Raw genomic sequence first — 18,634 nt, 5'->3', positions numbered from 1 at the left:
GCGCCGCCGAAGTGCGGCGGGCGGATCTACGCTGGGGCCATGACCGACCAAGACCGCGTTGCGGCCCGCCGCGAGATCGCCGATGCTCTGCTCACCGCGCTGGAGCGCCGCCACGAAGTGATCGACGCCATCGTCGCCTCCGACAACCGGGATTCCGCTATCACCGCCATCGCCGAACTGCTCGGCACGTCGCGCCGGGGCACCGAGGCCGTGCTGGGACTGTCCTTCGAGCAGGTGACCAGAGACTCGCGCGACCGGATCGCCGCCGAATTGCGAGATCTGAACAGCCAGCTGTCCTTCACCCTCGGCGAGCGGCCGGCCAGCACCGACGAGAGTCTGCAGCTGCGCCCGTTCGCCGACGAATCCGATCGCGACATCTTCGCCACCCGCACCCAGGAAATCGGTGCGGCCGGTGACGGTTCGGGCGCGCCCGCCGGTTTGGTGGACGACGAGATCCGTTCGGCACGAAGCCGGTTGACGGCCGAGGAGGCGGCCTGGTTTGTCGCTCTCGACGGCGACGAGAAAGTCGGCCTGGTGTTCGGTGAGCTGCTCGGCGGTGAGGTCAACGTGCGGATCTGGATTCACCCCGATCACCGCAAGAAGGGTTATGGCACCGCCGCCCTTCGCAAATGCCGCTCGGAGATGGCGGCGGCATTCCCCGCCGTGCCGCTGGTGGTCCGGGCTCCCGGCGCCGCCCCGCGCTGAGCCTGGCGTTCTACGTCAACGACACCCAGGCCTGGCTGCAGGTGTTGGGCGAGGCCACCGGGCTGACGCCCGATCCCGTGGCCTGATCGGCAGCGCGCCTGCGTAATCTCGCTCGGTATGAGCGTGCGCGCGGGAATCGTGGTCACCGGCACCGAAGTCCTCACCGGACGCGTCGCGGATCGCAACGGCCCGTGGGTGGCCGACCGGCTGTTGGAGTTGGGCGTCGAACTGGCCCACATCACGATCTGCGGTGACCGTCCCGCCGACATCGAGGCGCAGCTGCGGTTCCTCGCCGCCGAAGGTGTCGACCTGATCGTCACGTCCGGGGGGCTGGGCCCGACGGCCGACGACATGACGGTGGAAGTGGTGGCGCGGGTTTGCGGCCGCGAGCTGGTCCTCGACACCGAGCTGGAAGCCAAGATCGCGGCCATCCTCCAGCATCTGATGGCCCGATTCACCGGCGTCGACTTCGACGCGGTGCTCGCGGCCAACCGCAAACAGGCGATGGTGCCGGTGGGTGCCCACATCCTCGACCCGGTCGGCACGGCACCCGGCGTCGTGGTCCCCGGGTCGCCGACGGTCCTGGTGCTGCCCGGTCCGCCGCGCGAACTTCAGGCGATGTGGCCCGCCGCGGTCGCCGATGGCGCCTTCCAGCAGGCCATCGCCGGGCGGACCGTCTACCGCCAGGACACGGTCCGGATGTTCGGGCTGGCCGAGTCGGGACTGGCCGAGACGCTGCGAGAAGCCGAAAGCCTGCCGGGTTTCGGTGATCTGGAGATCACCACCTGTCTGCGCCGCGGCGAGGTGGAGATGGTCACGCGTTACGAGCCGCAGAGCGCGCCGGCCTACGCGCGGCTGATGGACCTGGTGCGCAGCAGGCACGGGGACACGCTGTTCTCCGAAGACGGTTCGCTGGTCGACGATCAGGTCGCTCGGCTGCTGTCGGGGCGGCGCATCGCGACAGCGGAGTCCTGCACCGGCGGATTGCTGGCGGCCCGCCTGACCGAACGGGCCGGCTCGTCGGCCTATGTCGCCGGCGCAGTGGTGGCGTATGCGAACGAAGCCAAAGCCGATGTGCTCGGCGTCGAGCCCGCCCTCATCGAGCGGTGTGGCGCGGTCTCCCAGGAGGTGGCCGAGGCGATGGCGGCGGGCGCGTTGCGCCGATTCGGCGCCGACACCGCCGTCGCGATCACCGGCATCGCCGGACCGGGCGGTGGAACCGAGGACAAACCAGTGGGCACGGTCTGGTTCTGCGTGATGCTGGGCGACGGAACGACGGTGAGCCGGTCGGTCCGGCTCCCCGGCGAACGCGCCGACATCCGGGAGCGGTCCACCACCGTGGCGATGCACATGCTGCGGCGAGCGCTGCTCGGATTGTCCTAAGCCAGACAGCCTTCCGCGTCGGCGACGACAAGCTCGTCGGGGTTGCACAGCGCATACATGCGCGCCGCGAGGTCGGCGAGTTCGACGATGATCTCGGTGCGGCCCAAGCCGGCGTCGAGGGCGTCGTTGAGCAGTAGTTCGATGTCGATGCGGCGGTTCTCGACGGCATCCACGTTCGCGCCGTCGGCGTGCGAGATCCGTGCGGCGCGAATCATCCGCCAGGCGTAATTGCGTTCGGCGAGGACGTCATTCATTACTTCACCTTTCGACGGCGGCGCGCTGACTTATCCGTCAATACACCGGTGAGCCCATTGCTTGAGTCAGCTTCGCTGTTCGTTGCATTCGGCGACAGGGACTTCTGGCCCATGCCGGCAGGGGCATTGGGCATGAGAACGAGTCAGCCCAGCCATTAACGCCGATTGTCGGACCCGTCGAAATTACCTGTATCGGCGTAATTGCTGACGTACCGTGAAACGGTCCAATTCAGCGAGACCCTAATGGGGGGACTTCATGCGAAAATTCATCTTGGGAGTTGCGACGGCAGGAATGATCGCCGGTTCACTGGCCGGCGCGGTCACCGCCAATGCGGCATCGACGAACAATGCCACGCCGTCCGGTCCGGGACATTCACCGATCATCACCGCGCTGGATTGTCAGGGTGGTACCGGAAATATGGGTTGTGGCGCAGGCTTTTTCTGGCGCGACGGCTGGCGCGGCTGGGGCTGCTACCCCTGCTGATCGACTGCTCGTAATTACTCGGCCTTCATTCCTTTCTGAACGGAAGTATTCGAATATGAACTCTCGTTATATTGGCGGCCTCGCCGCCGCCCTGTTATCGGCGGGTATGACGCTGGGCACCGGCCTGGCATCTGCCGACCCCGGTGATTACACCGTCCTGCTGATCGACCCGAATGTGGTGACCGACTCGCTGGCGTATACGGCGGCCCCGCCGACTCTGAATCCCGGCGGCCAGCCCGGCGCCATGACGGTGTACACCCACCGCGACGGCCGCACGATCACCGACACCGTGTGGGTGCTGGCCGATCCGGCCGCGGCTGCCGGTGCGATCAGTTCCGCGCAGGCCGCCACCCCCGTCGCCAACCAGAAGTCGGTGGCCGCGCCGGTCGGGCAGGGCGGACAGCTGATCACCGGAACGTCACCGGACGGCACCCGATCGCTGAGTGTCCTGTACTTCACCGAGGGCAATGCCGCGTCGTCGCTGGAGTTCTCCGGGCCCGTCGCCGACCCGGCACCCAACGATCTGGTGATCGACTTCGGTCAGAAGCAGGACGCGCTGATCAAGAGCCAACTCGGCGCGTGAGCACGACGGCTCGTGTCGCGCTGATCGCCGGCGCGGCGCGGGCTTTCGTCACCGGGCGGGAGTGATCACGCCTTCTCGTCGCGGTCCCACAACTCGAGCATGGTGCGCAGAATGTCTTCGGCCCGTCCCAGGCCGGCCAGGTGGCTCTCCCCGGGGAGCGTGTAGAGCTCGGCGTCGGGCAGCTTGGACACCACGTGCTGGCCGTGGGCGAACGGCACGATGTGGTCGCGGTCGCCGTGCCACCAGCGGACCGGCACCTTGACCTCGTCGAGCCGGAAACCCCAGTCCCGGGCGAACACCACGATGTCGGCAAGCGGCGCCGCCAGCTGTTTGCGGCTGCCGTTGAGCAGGTCGTCGAGGAACATCGCCTTGAATTCCGGGCGGACGAGCATCTTGCGGTCACCTTCGGGGGAGATGCCGGCGTAGATGTACAGGGCCGGTTCGGCCACCGGGCGGATCAACCGGATCAAGCTGACCGCGGCCAGGCGCAGCGGAGCCCCCGCGACCTCGATGATCGGGGCCGCGAACGTGCCGAGTTTCATCAGTCCGCCGGCGATCGCCTCCGGCCCGACGGTCGGGGCCACCCCGCCGAGCACACCGGCGGCCACGATGCGGTCCGGCATCGCCGTCGCGCAGCCCAGCGTGTACGGGCCGCCTCCGGAAAGCCCGACGACGGCCATCTTGTCGACACCGAGGGTGTCGGCGATGATCGCCAGGTCTTTGGCGAACGCCAGCACGTTCTCGTACTGGTACGGCGTGGAGGAGCCGATCCCCGGCCGGTCCACACCGATCAGCCGAATGTCGTTCTGCTCGGCGAACACTCGCGCTTCCACCGGGATCTGACGACGAGCCCCCGGCGTGCCGTGCAGCCAGAACACGGCACGGCCCTGCGCGCAGCCGAACTCAGCAAAACCGATCTGGCGGTCCTCGGAGACGGCGACGTTGCCCTCCAGTTTGGGACGCGCGATAGCGACAACCATGGGCACAGTGTCTCACGCGGCACCGCGGCCGCTGCACCGATCGGCGTAACGGCGAGCTCGCGCAGCAAAGACTCTCAGATCGCGGGCGTACCCAGCCACCCCGCCGGATGCCGCTGCGCCCAGGGCATCGCCTGCTCGAGCTGGGCCGCCAGCTGCAGCAGCACGGTCTCGTCGGGAGCCATCAGCTGAACGCCCACGGGCAGTCCGTCCTCGGTGGTCGCCAGCGGTAGCGAGATCGCGGCCCAGCCAGTCACATTGGCCATTGTGGTCCACCCGGTATGCGCGAATTCCACGTCGAAGAACGCCCTGGTGGTGCCGCGCGGCTGATCCAGGATGCCGTAGTGCGGCGGTGGTGCCAGCAACGTGGGTAACAGCAACACGTCGTGGGCACCCATCCCCGCTGCGAACCGCCGGGTCTGAGCATGGATGGCCGCGATCGCGTCGGCATAGTCCACACCGGCGGTGGTGAACCCCTCGCGCATCATCACCCAGCTGCTGGGCTCGAACTCGTCCTCGCGGGGATCGCGGCCCAGATGGGATTTCGCGAAGTTGTAGAGCTGTACATTGCTGACGTTGTGCAGCACGGCGATCGCGTCGGCGACGACATCGGGGTCGAACGATGGTGCGCCCGGTTCGATGTGATGGCCGGCCGCTTCCAGTGCGCGCCCGGCAGATTCGACGGCGGCCGCGACGCGCGGGTCGGTCGGCGGCGCCGGAAAAGGGGAGTGCGTGGCGATCAGGATCCGCTGGCGCGGCGGCGGCTCACCGATGGCGCGCAGAAAAGGCTGGGCGGGCGGCGAGGCGTTGTACGGATCGCCGGGGGCGCCACCGGTGACCGCGTCGAGGAGCGCGGCGCTGTCGCGGACCGTGCGCGTGAGCGCGTGTTCGACGGCCAGTCCCTCCAACAACTGGCCGGACGGTGCGAACGAGGTGCGGGCACGCCGGGGTTTGAGACCGACCAGGCCACAGCACGACGCAGGCACCCGGATCGAGCCGGTGCCATCCCCGCCCGAGGCGGCCGGCACGACACCGGCGGCCACCGCCGATGCCGACCCGCCACTGGAACCACCGGGGGTGATATCCGGCGACCACGGATTGGCGGTGCGGCCGAACAACGACGGTTCGGTGGTGCAGTGATTGCCCCACTCCGGGGTGTTGGTCTTGCCGAACACCACCAGTCCGGCGGCCAGATAGCGCTGCACGATCCACGCGGTCTCCGGTGCGATGTGGTCGCGCAATGCCCGCGAGCCCATCGCCTCGCGGGCACCGGCCAGCGAGGCCCCAAGATCCTTGAGCAGGAAGGGAACTCCGGCCACCGCGCCGGCGGTCCCGCCGCGCAGCGCGCCACTCTCGTCGAGGGTGACGGCCTGGTCGCGCCCGCGGTCGAACAGGTCGGTGATGACGGCGTTGAGCCCGCGAGCGGCGTCGAGCCGCAGGATCGCCGCGTCGAGAAGCTCGGCGGCGGACACGTCTCCGGAAGCGGCCAGTGCGGCCTGCCCGACGGCATCGAGGTCGGCGAGCTCAGCGGCGAATATGGGATCCATTGTCACGGATCCTCGCCGCCAGGACCGGCACCGGCAAGTTGGCGCGCGGAACTGTCAGTCGCCGCCGGGGGTGGCCAGTTCACTCGACTGGCTCTGCTGGGCGGCGGCGTCCTTGGCTGCCTGCTCCTCTTCGGCCGCCTTCTCCGCCTGGCCCTCCGGGCTCGCCAGCGAGTTGCCGGGCTTGCCCGCGGTGGCGAGCTTCGCGTTGCAGTTCAGGTACAGCAGCACGGTGTCGGTGACGGGGGAGAAGTTGTCGCCCTTGAGCCAGTCGGCTTTCTGTGACCGCGTCACCACGCAGTCGCCCTGGTTGGTCGAGTCTCCGACGGATGTCGCGATGACCGCCTTCTGCCCGGCATCGCCGATCGCCTTGGACGCGTCGGAGTAGGACTGGCCGGCGTAGTCATCGGCCAGCGCGACACCGGATCCGAGCGTGAGTGACATCGCACCGAGCGTGATTGCTCCGAGTCCGAGCCGAACGAGCTTGGTCATCTGTGTTCCTCCACGGCAGATCCTCGACAAAGCAGCGTCACAGGCGCCGGGACGCGGAAACTGAGAATAAGACGACTTACTGGCAACTAACTGGGTGACAGCTGGTGGCATGCTGGCAGCCGCCAGGGGTCGCGCGGCCCCGTCTCTTTGCCTGCCCGAGTCCGGTCTGTCACTTCGCCGATATCGTCCGGTCGGCCCGGACGAGTTGACTGGCTGCATGTCTGAGACCACGACCGAGCCCGACACCGCCGCCGTCCCGGCCGCCGACGAGCAGCCACACGAGCGGTCCACCATCGTCATCCGCCACGTCCTCGAGCGTCAGATCGCCGCGGGCCAGGCACTGAGCAGCCAATTGCTCGATGCTGCAACCGATGTCACCACCGCGATCGCGCATGCCCCCGCTGCGTTCGCGGGCGCTATTCAAGACGGCGAGACCATCGCCGCGGCCTGGGAGCGCGCCGGCACCGGCGTCCAGGATGTCGTCGACGACGCTCGTGGCCGGTTGCGTGCCGCGGTCGTCAGTTATGTCGGTCATCAGGCGACGTTGCCGGTGGCTGTCCTCGGCTACGCCGGTGAGGTCGCCGGTTCGGTGGCCTCCGCGCAGGGCACGGTCGCAGGTTCGGCCCTCGACGGCGCATTCGCCGTCGCGGCCGCCGCAACCCAGGGTGACGATGTACGGGCGGTGCTCGGCCGCAACATCGACGAACTGCGGGCCACCGCGACCGCTGCCCGGGGCGACGTCAACGAGTCGGTCAAGCGGGCCGGCCGCGAGGTCCGCGAGGCCGTCGGCGGTGAACTCGAACCGCTGGTCGCCGCGATCACCGGTGCCAGCGAGGATTCTTGACAGACAACGAACTTCAGGTGACAAGCGGCACACTCAGGCGTGTGGCGCGGCGGCCGGCGTCGGTCGGCTGGCACAGTGGTGATGTGGCACAAACACGGCGGACACGATCGGGCTCCTGGCGGCATCCGTTGTCGCTGGGGTTCGAAGCGCACCGCGGCCTGCTGTTGCTGCGCCTGCGCTGGCACGAGCGGCGCGCGCCCACCTCACATACCGGCGCTGGTGACCCGTCGTCGGTATGACGACGGCGTCTCTCCGCAGAACTGACTGAAGGCCCGGGTGAACGACCCGACGCTGTCGAAGCCCACTGCGGTCGCGGTCTGCTGGACGCTCTGGCCGGGGGCGGCCAGCAGGGCCATCGCGCGCAGCATCCGGGCGTGCAAAAGATAAGTGCGCCAAGATATCTCGGCCTCGCTCTGGAACTGTCTGCGCAGGGTCCGCTCCGACACCGCAACCGCCCGGCACACCTCGGCCAGCGTCACCGACTGCAGATGCTCCTTGGTGTAGGCCATCGCGGCGGCGACCACCGGGTCTTCGGAGCTCGGAAGGCTCAGCGGCGCTTCGTGATCCAGTGCCTCGGCGACCAGGTTGGCCAGCGTGCGAAAGAACCCGTCGGACACCGGGTCGTCCTCGCCGGTGCCTGGGCTTCGGTAGATGGGCCAGCGCAGGGCGTAGAGCATCATCTCCCGGATTAACGGGGATACCGCCAGGATCCGGGCGCGGTCGCCGGCGGTCGGGATGAGTTCCGGGTCGAACATCACCGCGAGGGTCTTGACGGCGGGGTTCATCGTCGCCTGATGTTCCAGCCCGGCCGGAATCCAGGCGGCCTGTTGGGGCGGCAGCAGATAGTGCGCCGATGCGGTCTCGACCTCGACCACGCCGCCGATCGCGTATTCGATCTGATGCACGTCGTGGAAATGCCAGCCGGTGACCAGCAGTTCGCCCTCGTAGAGGTAGCTGCCGGCCAGCACCCGTCCGCCGCGACGCAGCTCGACCTGGCCGATAGTGGCCGGTTCAGGTGCCGGCCTGATTTTGGCCGTTCCGGTCAACTGTCTGGCCGAATGTGCGGAGACGGTCACGATTATCGAGGGTACAACTGAGGCCATGAATGTCGACGACCTGATCCTGGTGAGCATTGACGACCACGTCGTGGAGCCTCCCGACATGTTCCTCAACCACGTTCCGGACAAGTACAAGCCCGAGGCCCCGATCGTCGTCACCGACGACAAGGGTGTGGATCAGTGGATGTACCAGGGCCGCCCCCAGGGGGTTAGCGGGCTCAACGCCGTCGTGTCGTGGCCGGCCGAGGAGTGGGGCCGCGACCCGGCCGGCTTCGCCGAGATGCGCCCGGGCGTCTACGACGTCCACGAGCGGGTACGCGACATGAACCGCAACGGCATCCTCGCCTCGATGTGCTTCCCGACCTTCACCGGCTTCTCCGCCCGGCACCTCAACATGACCCGCGAAGACGTCACGCTGGTGATGGTGTCGGCCTACAACGACTGGCACATCGACGAGTGGGCCGGCTCGTATCCGGACCGCTTCATCCCGATCGCGATCCTGCCGACGTGGACGCCGGAGGGGATGTGCAACGAGATCCGCCGCGTCGCGGCCAAGGGCTGCCGGGCCGTCACCATGCCCGAGTTGCCGCACCTGGAGGGCCTGCCCAGTTACCACGACGAGGACTACTGGGGTCCGGTGTTCCGGACGCTGTCCGAGGAGAACGTGGTGATGTGTCTGCACATCGGCACCGGATTCGGGGCGATCAGCATGGCTCCCAACGCTCCGATCGACAACATGATCATCCTGGCCACCCAGGTGTCGGCGATGTGTGCCCAAGACCTGCTGTGGGGGCCGGCGATGCGTAACTACCCGGACCTGAAGTTCGCGTTCTCCGAGGGCGGTATCGGGTGGATCCCGTTCTACCTGGATCGCAGCGACCGGCACTACACCAACCAGAAGTGGCTTCGCCGCGACTTCGGTTCTCAATTGCCCAGCGAGGTGTTCCGGGACCACTCGCTGGCCTGCTATGTCACCGACAAGACGTCGCTGAAGCTGCGCCACGAGATCGGGATCGACATCATCGCCTGGGAGTGCGACTACCCGCATTCGGACTGCTTCTGGCCGGACGCACCCGAGCAGGTGCTCGCCGAGCTGAACGCCGCGGGCGCTTCGGATTCCGACATCAACAAGATCACCTGGGAGAATTCCTGCCGGTTCTTCAGCTGGGATCCGTTCGCCCGCACCACGCGCGAGGACGCGACGGTCAAGGGGTTGCGCGCCAAAGGTGCCGACGTCGACGTGTCCATCCGCCCGCGGGCCGAGTGGGCGCGGCTCTACGACGCCAAGCAGTTCGCCCAGACCTAGGTCTGATCATCGAGATCGACGCCGGCGTGCGAAGGTGCGTGTGACCCTCACGCCACCGTCGATCTCGATGATGTTCGACGCCGGATTGCGTCGCGCACCTGCCGAAGGATGTCGTCGGGGCGGTCCTCTGCGATCACCCGGATCACGATCCAGCCCAGCTGTTCGAGTCTGCGTATCCGGCGTTGGTCCTTGACGTATTGAGCTCGGTTCGTCCGGTGATGATCGCCGTCGTACTCGACGGCGACTTTGATGTCGTCCCAACCCATGTCGAGCACGGCCAAAATCCGCCAACCATCCAGGACGGGGATTTGTGTGGTCGGCGGCGGAAAGCCCCCGTCGATCAACAGCATTCGTAGCCAGGTTTCCTTCGGGGACGCCGCGCCGCCGTCGACGAGCGGGAGGATCGCTGTGAGCTGCCGGACGCCGCGTGCACCCGGGTGCTCGCGCGCCAGCAGCATGACGTCGTCGATCGAGAAGAAAGTGGCCCACTTCAGCGCGTCGAGGCGAGCAATCGCCAGCTCCGCGGGCAGGTGACGACCAAGATCGAATGCGGTGCGCACCGGCGTTGTCACCGGCAGACCTGAGACCTTCGTGACCTCGCCGCGTGCGAGTGTTTCGTTCCGGACGAGCAGCCCGTCGTGCGGGCGGGAGTTGCGGCCGATCAATTCGATCGGTTCGCCGACGTCGACCCACCGCGAGCCGTGCAACGCGGCGGCCGCCAGTCCCGAGATCACGGCCCGCCGCCCGGACCACAACCACGCCGCCCACGTGCGATCGCCCAAAGACGGCTCGACGGATGCCGCAACGTACACGTCGCGATAGATGGGGCGATACCAGCGGCGCAACTGGTGCTCGGTCAGCTCTCCGGCGGCGAGGGCTTCACTACCGATGAACACGCGATTCATGCCCGCATGCTGGCGTATCCCACCGACAACCCATCGACATCGACGCTGGCGCGCGAAAGTGCGAGAAGCGGGCACGCCGGCGTCGATCTCGGCAGAGCGCCACCGCGAGAAGTTTGGGATCGGTAGCCGCGAGCCGCAGCTGTACTCCTCTCGTGACGGTGCCACCGAGGCGCCGCGCGAACGAAGGGAACTCAGGTGAAGCGAATTCTCGCGGTCGGTGTCGGCGTGCTCGGCTGCAGCATGCTGCTCATGGCTTGCTCCGACAACAACAGCAGCAGCAAGGGCTCCAGTTCGGCGACCGGCGCCGCGCCCACGAGTGTTTCGGTGGCCTCCAGCGGGAAGACGTCGGTGAAGGTCGAGGGCAATGACCTCCAGGGCCTCGACCTGAACTCCGTGACGTGCGTCAAGCAGGGCGGCACGATCAACATCGCCAGCGGCGCGGTGGGCGGTCAGCAGGGGCTCGGCGTGGTCATGAAAGACGGCCAGCCGCCGACCGTGCAGTCCCTCGGGATGGTCGTCGACGGCAACGCACTCGCGGTGAGCGACAACATGGGCATGAAGACCGGTTCTGCGGATGTGAAGGTGGACGGCAACACCTACACCATCACCGGTGAGGCGGCCGGCGCCGACATGAAGAACCCGATGGCCGGCATGATCAGCAAGAAGTTCGAAATCTCCGTCACCTGCACGTGACGTGACCAACCGTTCGGGCGGCGGGAGGCGGACGTGCCGAGCACGTCCGCCGTCTCGCCGTTACCTGTATCGGCGGCCGTGGCAGACCTATGATCCAGCCGTGTCCATCACCGGCGATCTGCAGCGAGCTCGCCAACTCGCCCTCGCCGCTCAGGAGGAGAAGGCCAAAGACCTCCTGCTGTCGCTGATGCCGCAGATCGAGAGCGAGGACCGCGACGACCTCGCGCTCGAAGCCTTCGCCCAACTCGGCGAAATCTATCTCACCCGAACGGCTTACGACGGCACGCGCGAATGCCTCAAGCGGATGACCGACTGCCTCGCCGCGTACCCCGACCGAGGAGCCGACAGCGACCGCGTGGTCGCCCGCTACGCCCTGCGGGCACGCTTCCTGCGCACCGGTCTGGCCGCGGCCGCCGGTGACCACGAGGACGCCGCGGCCGAACTCGGCGGACTGCGCGACGACGACGCCGCGCAGCGGTTCGCCGATCTGGAACCCGAACAGCGGCACCTCGCCACATTGGCCGGGGTGCTGTGCGCGACGGCGCTGTGCGACGACGACCTGCACGTGCCGGCAGCGCACCTGTGGCAGGAGATCATTCCGGTCGTCGACGGGTTGGCCGGCGGCACCGACGATGCCGATCAGCTGTTGGTCGCCGCCGGGCTGGCGTATGGCCGGTTCTGTGTGGAGACCGGCCGACTCGACGAAGGGGAGCAGTGGCTGCATCGGGCTGGTGCCCGCGCCCAGCGCCGCGAGTGGGGATTGTATTGGGCCAGAGCCGAACTCGAGACGGCCGCAGCCATGTGGATGCGCGGTGACCACGAATCGACCGAACGTCTGGTCGGGTCGGCCTATCCGGTGATCGCCGAGCATTCCCGCGCCCACGACGTCGCCCGCTGCTGGCTGTACTTCGGGCTCACCCGGCTCGGTGTCGGCTGGCTCAACGAGGCCGACGAATCTTGGGGTCACGCCGAGACGCAGTGGCGGGAATTGGGCCGCCCGTTGTTCGTCCATCGTATTCTGTTGCAGCGCAGCTGGATTTCGGTGTTCCGCGGCCGGTTCGACGAGGCCGTCGAGCAGGTGGCGGAGGCGCGGCGGTTCCTCGACGGCTGGCCGCGATCGAGTTGGTTGCAGTATGCGCGGCTCGACGATCACCTCGGCTCGATCTGGCGGGCCGACGCGCTGGCCGACCTCAACTTCGACGGAATCGGCGATCCCTCGGACAGCTGGCAGGTCACCAAGGAGCGGCAGGTGGCGTCGCAGGGGGTCACCCGGTTCGACTCGGGAAGCGAGCGCCACCGCAGCGCGCTCGGCAAGCTGGAGAAGGCCGCCGAACTCAAGATCCCGGCCGCGCTCGCCGTCGATTCGGTGCGCTACGCCATGACGGATGCCGACGCGCGCTGGCGATGGGCCTCCCAGGTCTCGGCGCGCATGCTGGCCGGCGCCTTCTCGGTGGCCTGGGAATGGGAGAACGACGAACTGCTCAGTGAGCTCATCGAATACCACTGTGCACGAGGAACGTTCGCCAGTGAGCCGCGCGGTGAAGGCGGCGGCTGGGAGGCGCCTGCCACGGTGACGGTTCCCGTCGAGACCGTCGACGAGGAGGCGTTGGCCGCCGGCGGCTACTCCGTCGACGCCTTGACCCAGACGACGCTGGGAGCGCTGCCGCCGCTGCAGATGGATCCCGACGGCTCACCGATCCTGGCGCGCTACCGGCTGCTTGCGCAGAACCGCTACGGCCAGGCCGTCACCTCCGACGGCCCCGTCTGGTCGACGTGGCCATGACCACGACCCTGGTGCTTCGGTACGCCGATGTCGGCGTGGCGACGTATGCGAGCCTGCGCATCGTCGGCGGGCCCGAGCGCACCGTGACCTGGGTGGTGCACGAGCCGATCGTGCTCGCCGCGCTGGAGGAATTACGCGGGGCGCTGCCCGATCCCGACGGCGACGAGGGCCTGGCCGACGCGCTCGACCGGGCGTTGACCCGCGGCCCGTTCGCCACGCCGAAGGGGGAGTTGACGCTCGCCTACGTCCTCGGTGTGCTGCTGATATCCGAGCCGGCGTGGCAACTGATCAGGGAAGCCACCCGGGAAGCAACCTCCGTCGCCGATCCGCGCCCGGTGCTGTTCGTCTCACCGAGCGCCAGGCTGGCCCGCATTCCGTGGGCGGCACTGGCGGTTCCGCTGATCGGGCCGAGTCCCGAGGAACTGATCGCCGCCCGCAAGGAGGCGGTCACCTTCACAGGGACCACCGCGGCCCGCATCCCGTGGCAGCTCGCCGATATCGACTCCGTCACCGAGGGTGTCCGGCTGATGGAGATGGTCGACGTGGTGATGGCGGTGCCGCCCAACATCGTGCACGCCCCACGCACACCGACTCGGTGGCAGGAAAGAAAGGAAGCGCCGGCACTTCTCGTGGTTGATCCCCGCGTACCGGGCCAGCGACCCGATTCCGCCCTGGGCTCTGTGCTGGGCCGGCCGTCGAGCGAGGGCGCGCTGTCCCGACATTTCGGTGAGCTGCTCGCGCACCGCCGGGTGCTGCCCGAGGTCGCCGCCCCGGTGGAGTTGTTCCGTCGCAGCGACGCCGACCGGGGCTGGCTGGCCGCACAGCTGCAGCGGGCTCCGAGCCGGCTGCTGTTCGTCGGTCACGCCAGTGCCGCCGACCGGGCGCACGGCTACGCCGACCGCGCCGCCCTGCACCTGGCCTGCACGGCCGCGGCGGAGGGCGCGGCCGAACCGGTCGGGGATCACCGCCCGCTACTGGCCTCGGACCTGATGGCCGCCCAGCTACCGGTGCCGCCGCGGGTCGCTCTGCTGGCGTGCGGTTCCGGCGGTGACTATCAGTTCGACGAAGCGACCGGACTGGTCGCCGCGATGGTTCTCTGCGGCAGCGAGCTGGTGACGGCCACGCTGTGGTCGCTGCCGACAACTGCGGGCTACCGGCGGTTCACCGGTCGTGCCGAGGATCCGATGGCCGAGGTGGTGATGGCCGTCGACGACGCGCACGAGGCCGACGACGCGGTGTTGAGCGTGAATCGCTGGCAGCGGGCCCAGCTGCGCCGGTGGCGAGACGGCGATGCCACCGCGAGCCCGTTGTACTGGGCCGCGGTGGTCACCTTCGCGGTCGGGGGTGCCCGGTGAGCGGCGGCGGCCGCGACAGAGCGGCGATGATCAGCTGCGGTGTCGATGAACACGCCGAGCGCTTAGGCAGGGGGCACGCACACCGCGATCGCGGACTCGTTCTCCGGGAGGTAGTAGGCGTCGATGATGCTGCCGGGGGAGACCTTGGCCAGCGCGGCCTCGGGCACCAGGGTGATCTCCTGCGCCGGGAACTGCCCGCCCTCCGGTCGGGTGACGATCAGATCCAGTTCGACCTCGCGGAGCTCCTCGCGCTCGCGGCCGGTGGTGCGCATCCCGGTCACCACACCGCACGAGCGGGTGCCGCGGCGAATCAGATCGAGCTGCTCGTGGGTCAGCACGCCGTAGCGCAGCAGCGTGTGGTCGGCGGTGGCCCGCACCGCGATCGCGTCATCGGCGAGGGTGAGTTGCTTGCGGCTGGCCGGGTCGAAGGACACCAGCACGATCACCCCGGGGCGCAGGGCGGACAGCACCTCGTCGTCGGCACCGTGGCACAGCCGGCCGGTGAAGCGCTGGCCGGCAACGCTTTCCACTTCGATGACGATCACCGGATCGTCGGATCCCGCCACCATCTGCACGGTGCCGACGCCGATCGAGCGCGGGCAGCGGGTACTGCGTGGGCGCCGCCTGCGCGGCGGCTGTCCGGCCAGGCCGGCGGCGACGATGATCGAGGCGAGTGCGATGGCGGAGACGACGGCGATGGCGCCCAGGAGTGCATCAGACATGGCGTGCAGCGTGCCGATCGCCGCCGGCTACCGAACCCAACTTTGCGCCGGCCTTATTCTGTCCCGATGAGCGCCGGCCCGGACACCGTCGCAGGTGTCGGCACATCGCAACCGCGGCGTGCCGTGATCGACCGTGCGTGGCGGATGATCGGCCCCGGCGTCGAGGTTCTCAGCGGCGACGACGGCGGGCCGCTGCGCAGGACGGTGAAGCGGATCATCGATCCGCTGGTGCTGCGGCTGCGTAGCAACCCCGCCTACTCCGCACCGTTCGTCGACGCCGACGTGGCGGCCGAGATGGCCGACGTGATCGGCGACCACGCGGATCGACTGCGTTGGGCGGCAGCATGGTTCGAGTTGATGAAGCAGGAACGCCGGCGCCTGCGCATCACCACCGGTAACGCCCAAGACCTCTATTTCCCGGTGTGTTTCGAGCTCGCCGTCACCGATGGGGCGCCCGGCGGAACCGGGCTCGACATCGCGTCGGCGGCGCTGCGCGCCGTTCATGACGACCGTGACCGCACCGCCGTCGAGGTGCTCAACGCGCATGTCGCCGCACCGCAGGTGATCGATCGGCTGTCAGCGCAATTGCACCGCAGCTGGGCCGATGTTCGGGCTGACGACAGCATCAGCGGACCGTTCCTGGCCGGCCTGACCACGGTGCTGGGTCCCGCCGAGGGGTATCGCGCCGCCGTTGCGCGCCAACGGGTGTGGTCGGCGCTGATCTCCGACGCGACGCCGCACAATCTCGGTGCGCGCGCCCGCAGCCAACCGTCGGCGTTGCCGTGGTCGCTGGTCGACCTCGGTCTGACCGCCGCAGTGCCGCTGGCGCCGCCGCCGTTGACCGGGGGGCCGGAGCGCGACCGGCCGCTCGACCGCAGCGTGGTGGACCGGGTGCGGGCCACCCTGCGCCGCGCGCTGGACCGTGACGAGTTGCCGGACGTGCCGCTGCTGTGTGCCGAGGAGGTCGACCGGGCTTGCGCCCCCTGGGGTTTCCTCGGTGAGGACAAGCAGGCCGCACTGGTGGCGGGTATCGAGGTGGCCGGCCAGCTGGCCCCGCTCGACGAACGGGCCGTGACCACCTATCAGGTGGCGACGATCATCCAGGCCCGGTTGCGCAAGGAGGCCTACGTGCTGCACGCACGCCGGGTGCTGGCCGGCGCCGACCCGGTGCATCCGCGTCAGCGCCGGGTCGTCGAGGACCTTGCGCGCTTCGCCCAGCCCTACCTGAGTCGGCTCTGGGCGCGGTTGCACGGCCGCGACGTGTGGCAGGAACCCTGCGACGATGTCGACGATCTGCGGGCTCTGCTCGAGGGGGTCGCCCGTTCGGTGAGCCTGGACCACCGGCAGCGGATCAAGGCGATGCTGGAAGTGCAGGTAGCCCAATGAGATTGGTAGCAGATTCGGGGTTATGGCGGATCGGGCCCGCGGTGGCGGCGGTGCCACTGGTCGCGGTGCTGGAGGTCGACGGCGCGGTGCTGGCCTGGACCGTCGACGAGTCCGCGACGGCTTCCGGCGTGCAGATCACCCTGACCGACCCTGGCCGGGCGGACTGGCTGTGGCGGGTACTCGGCGAAGACGGTCACCATGCGCTGGCTGCCGCCACTACTGAGCCGCCGGATCATGATGCCGGAGTTGACCTTTCGGGCTTCGAGGTGCGTTCCGGCGCCGTCGACGGGTTGCGCAGGCTGGCGGTGGGACATTGGCTGCGCCGGTGGTGGCCGGCCAGTGTTCGCGACGGCATCGTCGGCCTCGATCCGGCGCTGCTGGATGCCGAGATCGCGCTGCTGACCGCCGATGCCGAGGACTTCGTCGCCGACGACGGCTTGGACGCTGACATCGGAGCGTTGCTGGCCCCGCACGCCGGCGCGCTCGCGATGCACCTGCTCGTCGGTGACCCGCGGGTGGTCGCGCTGGTCCGCAACGCCGTCCGGCTGGCCGAGGAGGTGGGCGTCGACGCACCGGGCTGGGCCGAGCTGAGCGATGCCGTCGAGAACGTCCGGCAACTGCCGGCAGCGGCGCGTCAGGACGATTATGCGCTGGCCGCCGGCGGCGACACCGGACCAGCCCCACCGGGACTCATCGCCCGTGGCACGGCGTCGATCGCCTGGTCGGGGGTGCCCGCCGGCGTGTTCGACGCCGCCGAGGACACCGTCAGCTGGGCGGTGGCCGCCGACGGCGACGCGGTGACCGCGACGCTGCACACCGCGGTGATCGGCCCCGGCTCACCCGCCGCCATCCCCGTCGCGCTGCGCTGTGGGGAGATCACCGCAGTCGGCGAACTCGACGCATCAGGCCGGACGAGCATCCCCGTCCTCGACACAGCGAATGCACCGCTGACCGCCACCGGCGGGTGGGACCAGGACTGGTCGGCCAGCGTCGTCACCGTCGGGGCCGCGGTGGCCGAGTCCGGCGACGCGCGCGAACGGGTCCGGCGGTTCGCCCGGCAGCGACTCGCGCAACCGGGATCCGATGCGTTCCTCGCCGAGACCCTGGCCGCGGAGTCCGACTATTAGGCCAGGGGCGACGGCGGTCCTGGCTTGACGTCGGCCGCGTCGCGGCGGCGGGCCGCCATCCCGGCCAGCGCCTCGAACACCACCCGGTGGGCCGCATTGACCGTCAGTTCGGCGTGGTCATAGGCGGGGGCGACCTCCACCACGTCGACGCCCACGACGTCATGCTCGTAACAGAGTTGCCGCACCATGCGCAGCAGATCGGCACTGGTGATCCCGCCCGGCTCAGGTGTTCCGGTGCCGGGCGCGTGTGCGGGGTCCAGAACGTCGATATCGACTGACACATAGAGCTTTTCGGCCTTGTCGAGCGCTTCGGAGACGGCGCGGCGCATCACGTCCTTGAAGCCGTGGTCCCAGATCTCCTGCATGGTGTGCCAGGTCATGCCCTGTTCCTGCATCCACTCGAAGGTGTCCTGGGGCGGCCAGTATCCGCGCAACCCGACCTGAACGAAATGCGTTCCGGGAACGGCCCCGGACTCGATCAGCCGCCGCATCGGGGTGCCATGGCTGGCCAGATTGCCGTCGATGATGTCGGCGGTGTCGGCGTGGGCATCGAAATGCACGATCCCGACGTTGCCGTACCCGTGCACGTCGGCGACCGCGGTGGCCGACGGCCAGGTGATCGAGTGGTCGCCGCCCAGGACCACCGGCACGATGCCCCGGGATGCGACGGTGTGCACCCGCTCGCGGATGTTGGCGTGCGACACCTCGGTCATTCCGTGCGGGCAATGCGCGTCACCGAAGTCGACGACCTCGAGCCAGTCGAAGATCTCCAGCCCGAGATCCATGTGATACGTGCCGGGTTCATAGGCGGTGGCCCGGATGGCCCGCGGACCGAACCGGGCACCCGGGCGATTGGTGGTGGCGATATCGAACGGGGCGCCGACGATCGCCACGTCCGGGCGCCAGCTGTCCAACTGCTCCGGCTCGGTCAGAAACGGGCGATGCCCGAACGAGGCCAGGCCCGCGTAGGGCAGATCCAGTTGCCCGGCCATCCCCGGAGGCAGGTCACGCGTGGGCTTGTGGTCATGACCGG

19 protein-coding genes are annotated in these 18,634 nt (G+C 68.9%); 11 read left to right on the top strand and 8 right to left on the bottom strand.

The window, feature by feature from the left end; genetic code table 11:
- Positions 1-39: 39 nt before the first annotated feature.
- Both CRM90_RS06815 and CRM90_RS06810 read left to right on the top strand, forming a co-directional pair.
- Complete coding sequence (locus CRM90_RS06815; protein WP_102806242.1) at positions 40-705, top strand: GNAT family N-acetyltransferase; 666 nt, start codon at positions 40-42, stop codon at positions 703-705.
- Between the two features lie 117 nt (positions 706-822).
- Positions 823-2,088, top strand: coding sequence for a competence/damage-inducible protein A (locus CRM90_RS06810; RefSeq protein WP_102806241.1), 1,266 nt, complete (start codon positions 823-825; stop codon positions 2,086-2,088).
- On the opposite strand, the gene CRM90_RS06805 is transcribed toward CRM90_RS06810, so the two are convergent.
- Positions 2,085-2,342 carry a hypothetical protein gene (locus CRM90_RS06805; protein ID WP_102806240.1) on the bottom strand — a complete coding sequence of 86 codons (258 nt, stop codon included), beginning with the start codon at positions 2,340-2,342 and terminating at the stop codon, positions 2,085-2,087. The two genes, CRM90_RS06810 and CRM90_RS06805, sit on opposite strands and share 4 nt — an antisense overlap.
- Positions 2,343-2,598: 256 nt before the next feature.
- On the opposite strand from CRM90_RS06805, the gene CRM90_RS06800 reads away from it, so the two are divergent.
- Together CRM90_RS06800 and CRM90_RS06795 are read left to right on the top strand one after the other, a co-directional pair.
- Positions 2,599-2,826 (top strand): hypothetical protein, encoded by a 228-nt coding sequence (locus CRM90_RS06800; protein ID WP_036347763.1) that lies wholly within the window; start codon positions 2,599-2,601, stop codon positions 2,824-2,826.
- A 55-nt stretch (positions 2,827-2,881) separates the two neighbouring features.
- Positions 2,882-3,409, top strand: a complete 528-nt coding sequence (locus CRM90_RS06795) for a hypothetical protein (protein WP_102806239.1) — start codon at positions 2,882-2,884, stop codon at positions 3,407-3,409.
- Between the two features lie 65 nt (positions 3,410-3,474).
- On the opposite strand, the gene CRM90_RS06790 is transcribed toward CRM90_RS06795, so the two are convergent.
- The 3 genes from CRM90_RS06790 to CRM90_RS06780 form a co-directional block, all read right to left on the bottom strand.
- Positions 3,475-4,389 carry an alpha/beta fold hydrolase gene (locus CRM90_RS06790; RefSeq protein ID WP_102806238.1) on the bottom strand — a complete coding sequence of 305 codons (915 nt, stop codon included), beginning with the start codon at positions 4,387-4,389 and terminating at the stop codon, positions 3,475-3,477.
- Between the two features lie 74 nt (positions 4,390-4,463).
- A complete protein-coding gene (locus CRM90_RS06785; protein ID WP_102806237.1) occupies positions 4,464-5,933 on the bottom strand; it encodes an amidase in 1,470 nt (489 codons plus the stop codon).
- A gap of 54 nt (positions 5,934-5,987) precedes the next feature.
- Entirely contained in the window at positions 5,988-6,422 is a 435-nt protein-coding gene (locus tag CRM90_RS06780; protein WP_102806236.1) for a hypothetical protein, read from the bottom strand.
- A gap of 217 nt (positions 6,423-6,639) precedes the next feature.
- Between CRM90_RS06780 and CRM90_RS06775 the strand changes: the two genes are divergently transcribed.
- Complete coding sequence (locus tag CRM90_RS06775; RefSeq protein ID WP_102806235.1) at positions 6,640-7,266, top strand: hypothetical protein; 627 nt, start codon at positions 6,640-6,642, stop codon at positions 7,264-7,266.
- Positions 7,267-7,469: 203 nt separating this feature from the next.
- On the opposite strand, the gene CRM90_RS06770 is transcribed toward CRM90_RS06775, so the two are convergent.
- Complete coding sequence (locus CRM90_RS06770) at positions 7,470-8,342, bottom strand: AraC family transcriptional regulator (protein ID WP_199189807.1); 873 nt, start codon at positions 8,340-8,342, stop codon at positions 7,470-7,472.
- A 25-nt stretch (positions 8,343-8,367) separates the two neighbouring features.
- Between CRM90_RS06770 and CRM90_RS06765 the strand changes: the two genes are divergently transcribed.
- Positions 8,368-9,630 carry an amidohydrolase family protein gene (locus tag CRM90_RS06765; RefSeq protein ID WP_102806234.1) on the top strand — a complete coding sequence of 421 codons (1,263 nt, stop codon included), beginning with the start codon at positions 8,368-8,370 and terminating at the stop codon, positions 9,628-9,630.
- A 47-nt stretch (positions 9,631-9,677) separates the two neighbouring features.
- Here CRM90_RS06765 and CRM90_RS06760 read toward each other — a convergent pair whose 3' ends face one another.
- Entirely contained in the window at positions 9,678-10,535 is an 858-nt protein-coding gene (locus CRM90_RS06760) for a DUF559 domain-containing protein (protein ID WP_102806233.1), read from the bottom strand.
- A gap of 195 nt (positions 10,536-10,730) precedes the next feature.
- On the opposite strand from CRM90_RS06760, the gene CRM90_RS06755 reads away from it, so the two are divergent.
- The 3 genes from CRM90_RS06755 (at position 10,731) to CRM90_RS06745 (ending at position 14,366) form a co-directional block, all read left to right on the top strand.
- Positions 10,731-11,228, top strand: coding sequence for a lipoprotein LpqH (locus tag CRM90_RS06755; RefSeq protein WP_102806232.1), 498 nt, complete (start codon positions 10,731-10,733; stop codon positions 11,226-11,228).
- Positions 11,229-11,328: 100 nt separating this feature from the next.
- Positions 11,329-13,011 carry a hypothetical protein gene (locus tag CRM90_RS06750; protein WP_199189806.1) on the top strand — a complete coding sequence of 561 codons (1,683 nt, stop codon included), beginning with the start codon at positions 11,329-11,331 and terminating at the stop codon, positions 13,009-13,011.
- Positions 13,008-14,366, top strand: a complete 1,359-nt coding sequence (locus CRM90_RS06745) for a CHAT domain-containing protein (protein WP_102806476.1) — start codon at positions 13,008-13,010, stop codon at positions 14,364-14,366. Before CRM90_RS06750 ends, CRM90_RS06745 begins: the two co-directional genes overlap by 4 nt.
- A gap of 62 nt (positions 14,367-14,428) precedes the next feature.
- On the opposite strand, the gene CRM90_RS06740 is transcribed toward CRM90_RS06745, so the two are convergent.
- Positions 14,429-15,088 carry a hypothetical protein gene (locus tag CRM90_RS06740; protein WP_102806230.1) on the bottom strand — a complete coding sequence of 220 codons (660 nt, stop codon included), beginning with the start codon at positions 15,086-15,088 and terminating at the stop codon, positions 14,429-14,431.
- A 66-nt stretch (positions 15,089-15,154) separates the two neighbouring features.
- On the opposite strand from CRM90_RS06740, the gene CRM90_RS06735 reads away from it, so the two are divergent.
- Both CRM90_RS06735 and CRM90_RS06730 read left to right on the top strand, forming a co-directional pair.
- Complete coding sequence (locus CRM90_RS06735; RefSeq protein WP_199189805.1) at positions 15,155-16,474, top strand: hypothetical protein; 1,320 nt, start codon at positions 15,155-15,157, stop codon at positions 16,472-16,474.
- The gene (locus tag CRM90_RS06730) at positions 16,471-17,601 is read left to right on the top strand and encodes a hypothetical protein (RefSeq protein WP_102806228.1); all 1,131 of its coding nucleotides are present in this window, start codon (positions 16,471-16,473) and stop codon (positions 17,599-17,601) included. The genes CRM90_RS06735 and CRM90_RS06730 overlap by 4 nt, the downstream gene beginning before the upstream one ends.
- Here CRM90_RS06730 and speB read toward each other — a convergent pair.
- Positions 17,598-18,593, bottom strand: coding sequence for an agmatinase (gene speB, locus CRM90_RS06725; RefSeq protein ID WP_102806227.1), 996 nt, complete (start codon positions 18,591-18,593; stop codon positions 17,598-17,600). The genes CRM90_RS06730 and speB overlap by 4 nt on opposite strands.
- Between the last annotated feature and the right edge of the window lie 41 nt (positions 18,594-18,634).

It is taken from the genome of Mycobacterium sp. ENV421, from assembly GCF_002887815.1.
Classification (GTDB): Bacteria; Actinomycetota; Actinomycetes; order Mycobacteriales; family Mycobacteriaceae; genus Mycobacterium.
The sequence above is the reverse complement of the archived record's forward strand: the minus strand, read 5'-3'. Positions and strand labels throughout refer to the sequence as shown.

Bases quoted from the DNA above. Each gene is read 5' to 3' on its own strand.
- CRM90_RS06805 (WP_102806240.1), bottom strand. From the start codon at position 2,342: ATGAATGACGTCCTCGCCGAACGCAATTACGCCTGGCGGATGATTCGC.
- CRM90_RS06775 (WP_102806235.1), top strand. From the start codon at position 6,640: ATGTCTGAGACCACGACCGAGCCCGACACCGCCGCCGTCCCGGCCGCC.
- CRM90_RS06780 (WP_102806236.1), bottom strand. From the start codon at position 6,422: ATGACCAAGCTCGTTCGGCTCGGACTCGGAGCAATCACGCTCGGTGCG.
- CRM90_RS06810 (WP_102806241.1), top strand. From the start codon at position 823: ATGAGCGTGCGCGCGGGAATCGTGGTCACCGGCACCGAAGTCCTCACC.
- CRM90_RS06765 (WP_102806234.1), top strand. From the start codon at position 8,368: ATGAATGTCGACGACCTGATCCTGGTGAGCATTGACGACCACGTCGTG.
- CRM90_RS06785 (WP_102806237.1), bottom strand. From the start codon at position 5,933: ATGGATCCCATATTCGCCGCTGAGCTCGCCGACCTCGATGCCGTCGGG.
- CRM90_RS06760 (WP_102806233.1), bottom strand. From the start codon at position 10,535: ATGAATCGCGTGTTCATCGGTAGTGAAGCCCTCGCCGCCGGAGAGCTG.
- CRM90_RS06745 (WP_102806476.1), top strand. From the start codon at position 13,008: ATGACCACGACCCTGGTGCTTCGGTACGCCGATGTCGGCGTGGCGACG.
- CRM90_RS06795 (WP_102806239.1), top strand. From the start codon at position 2,882: ATGAACTCTCGTTATATTGGCGGCCTCGCCGCCGCCCTGTTATCGGCG.
- CRM90_RS06815 (WP_102806242.1), top strand. From the start codon at position 40: ATGACCGACCAAGACCGCGTTGCGGCCCGCCGCGAGATCGCCGATGCT.
- CRM90_RS06735 (WP_199189805.1), top strand. From the start codon at position 15,155: ATGAGCGCCGGCCCGGACACCGTCGCAGGTGTCGGCACATCGCAACCG.
- CRM90_RS06790 (WP_102806238.1), bottom strand. From the start codon at position 4,389: ATGGTTGTCGCTATCGCGCGTCCCAAACTGGAGGGCAACGTCGCCGTC.
- CRM90_RS06740 (WP_102806230.1), bottom strand. From the start codon at position 15,088: ATGTCTGATGCACTCCTGGGCGCCATCGCCGTCGTCTCCGCCATCGCA.
- CRM90_RS06800 (WP_036347763.1), top strand. From the start codon at position 2,599: ATGCGAAAATTCATCTTGGGAGTTGCGACGGCAGGAATGATCGCCGGT.
- CRM90_RS06730 (WP_102806228.1), top strand. From the start codon at position 16,471: ATGAGATTGGTAGCAGATTCGGGGTTATGGCGGATCGGGCCCGCGGTG.
- speB (WP_102806227.1), bottom strand. From the start codon at position 18,593: ATGGCCGGGCAACTGGATCTGCCCTACGCGGGCCTGGCCTCGTTCGGG.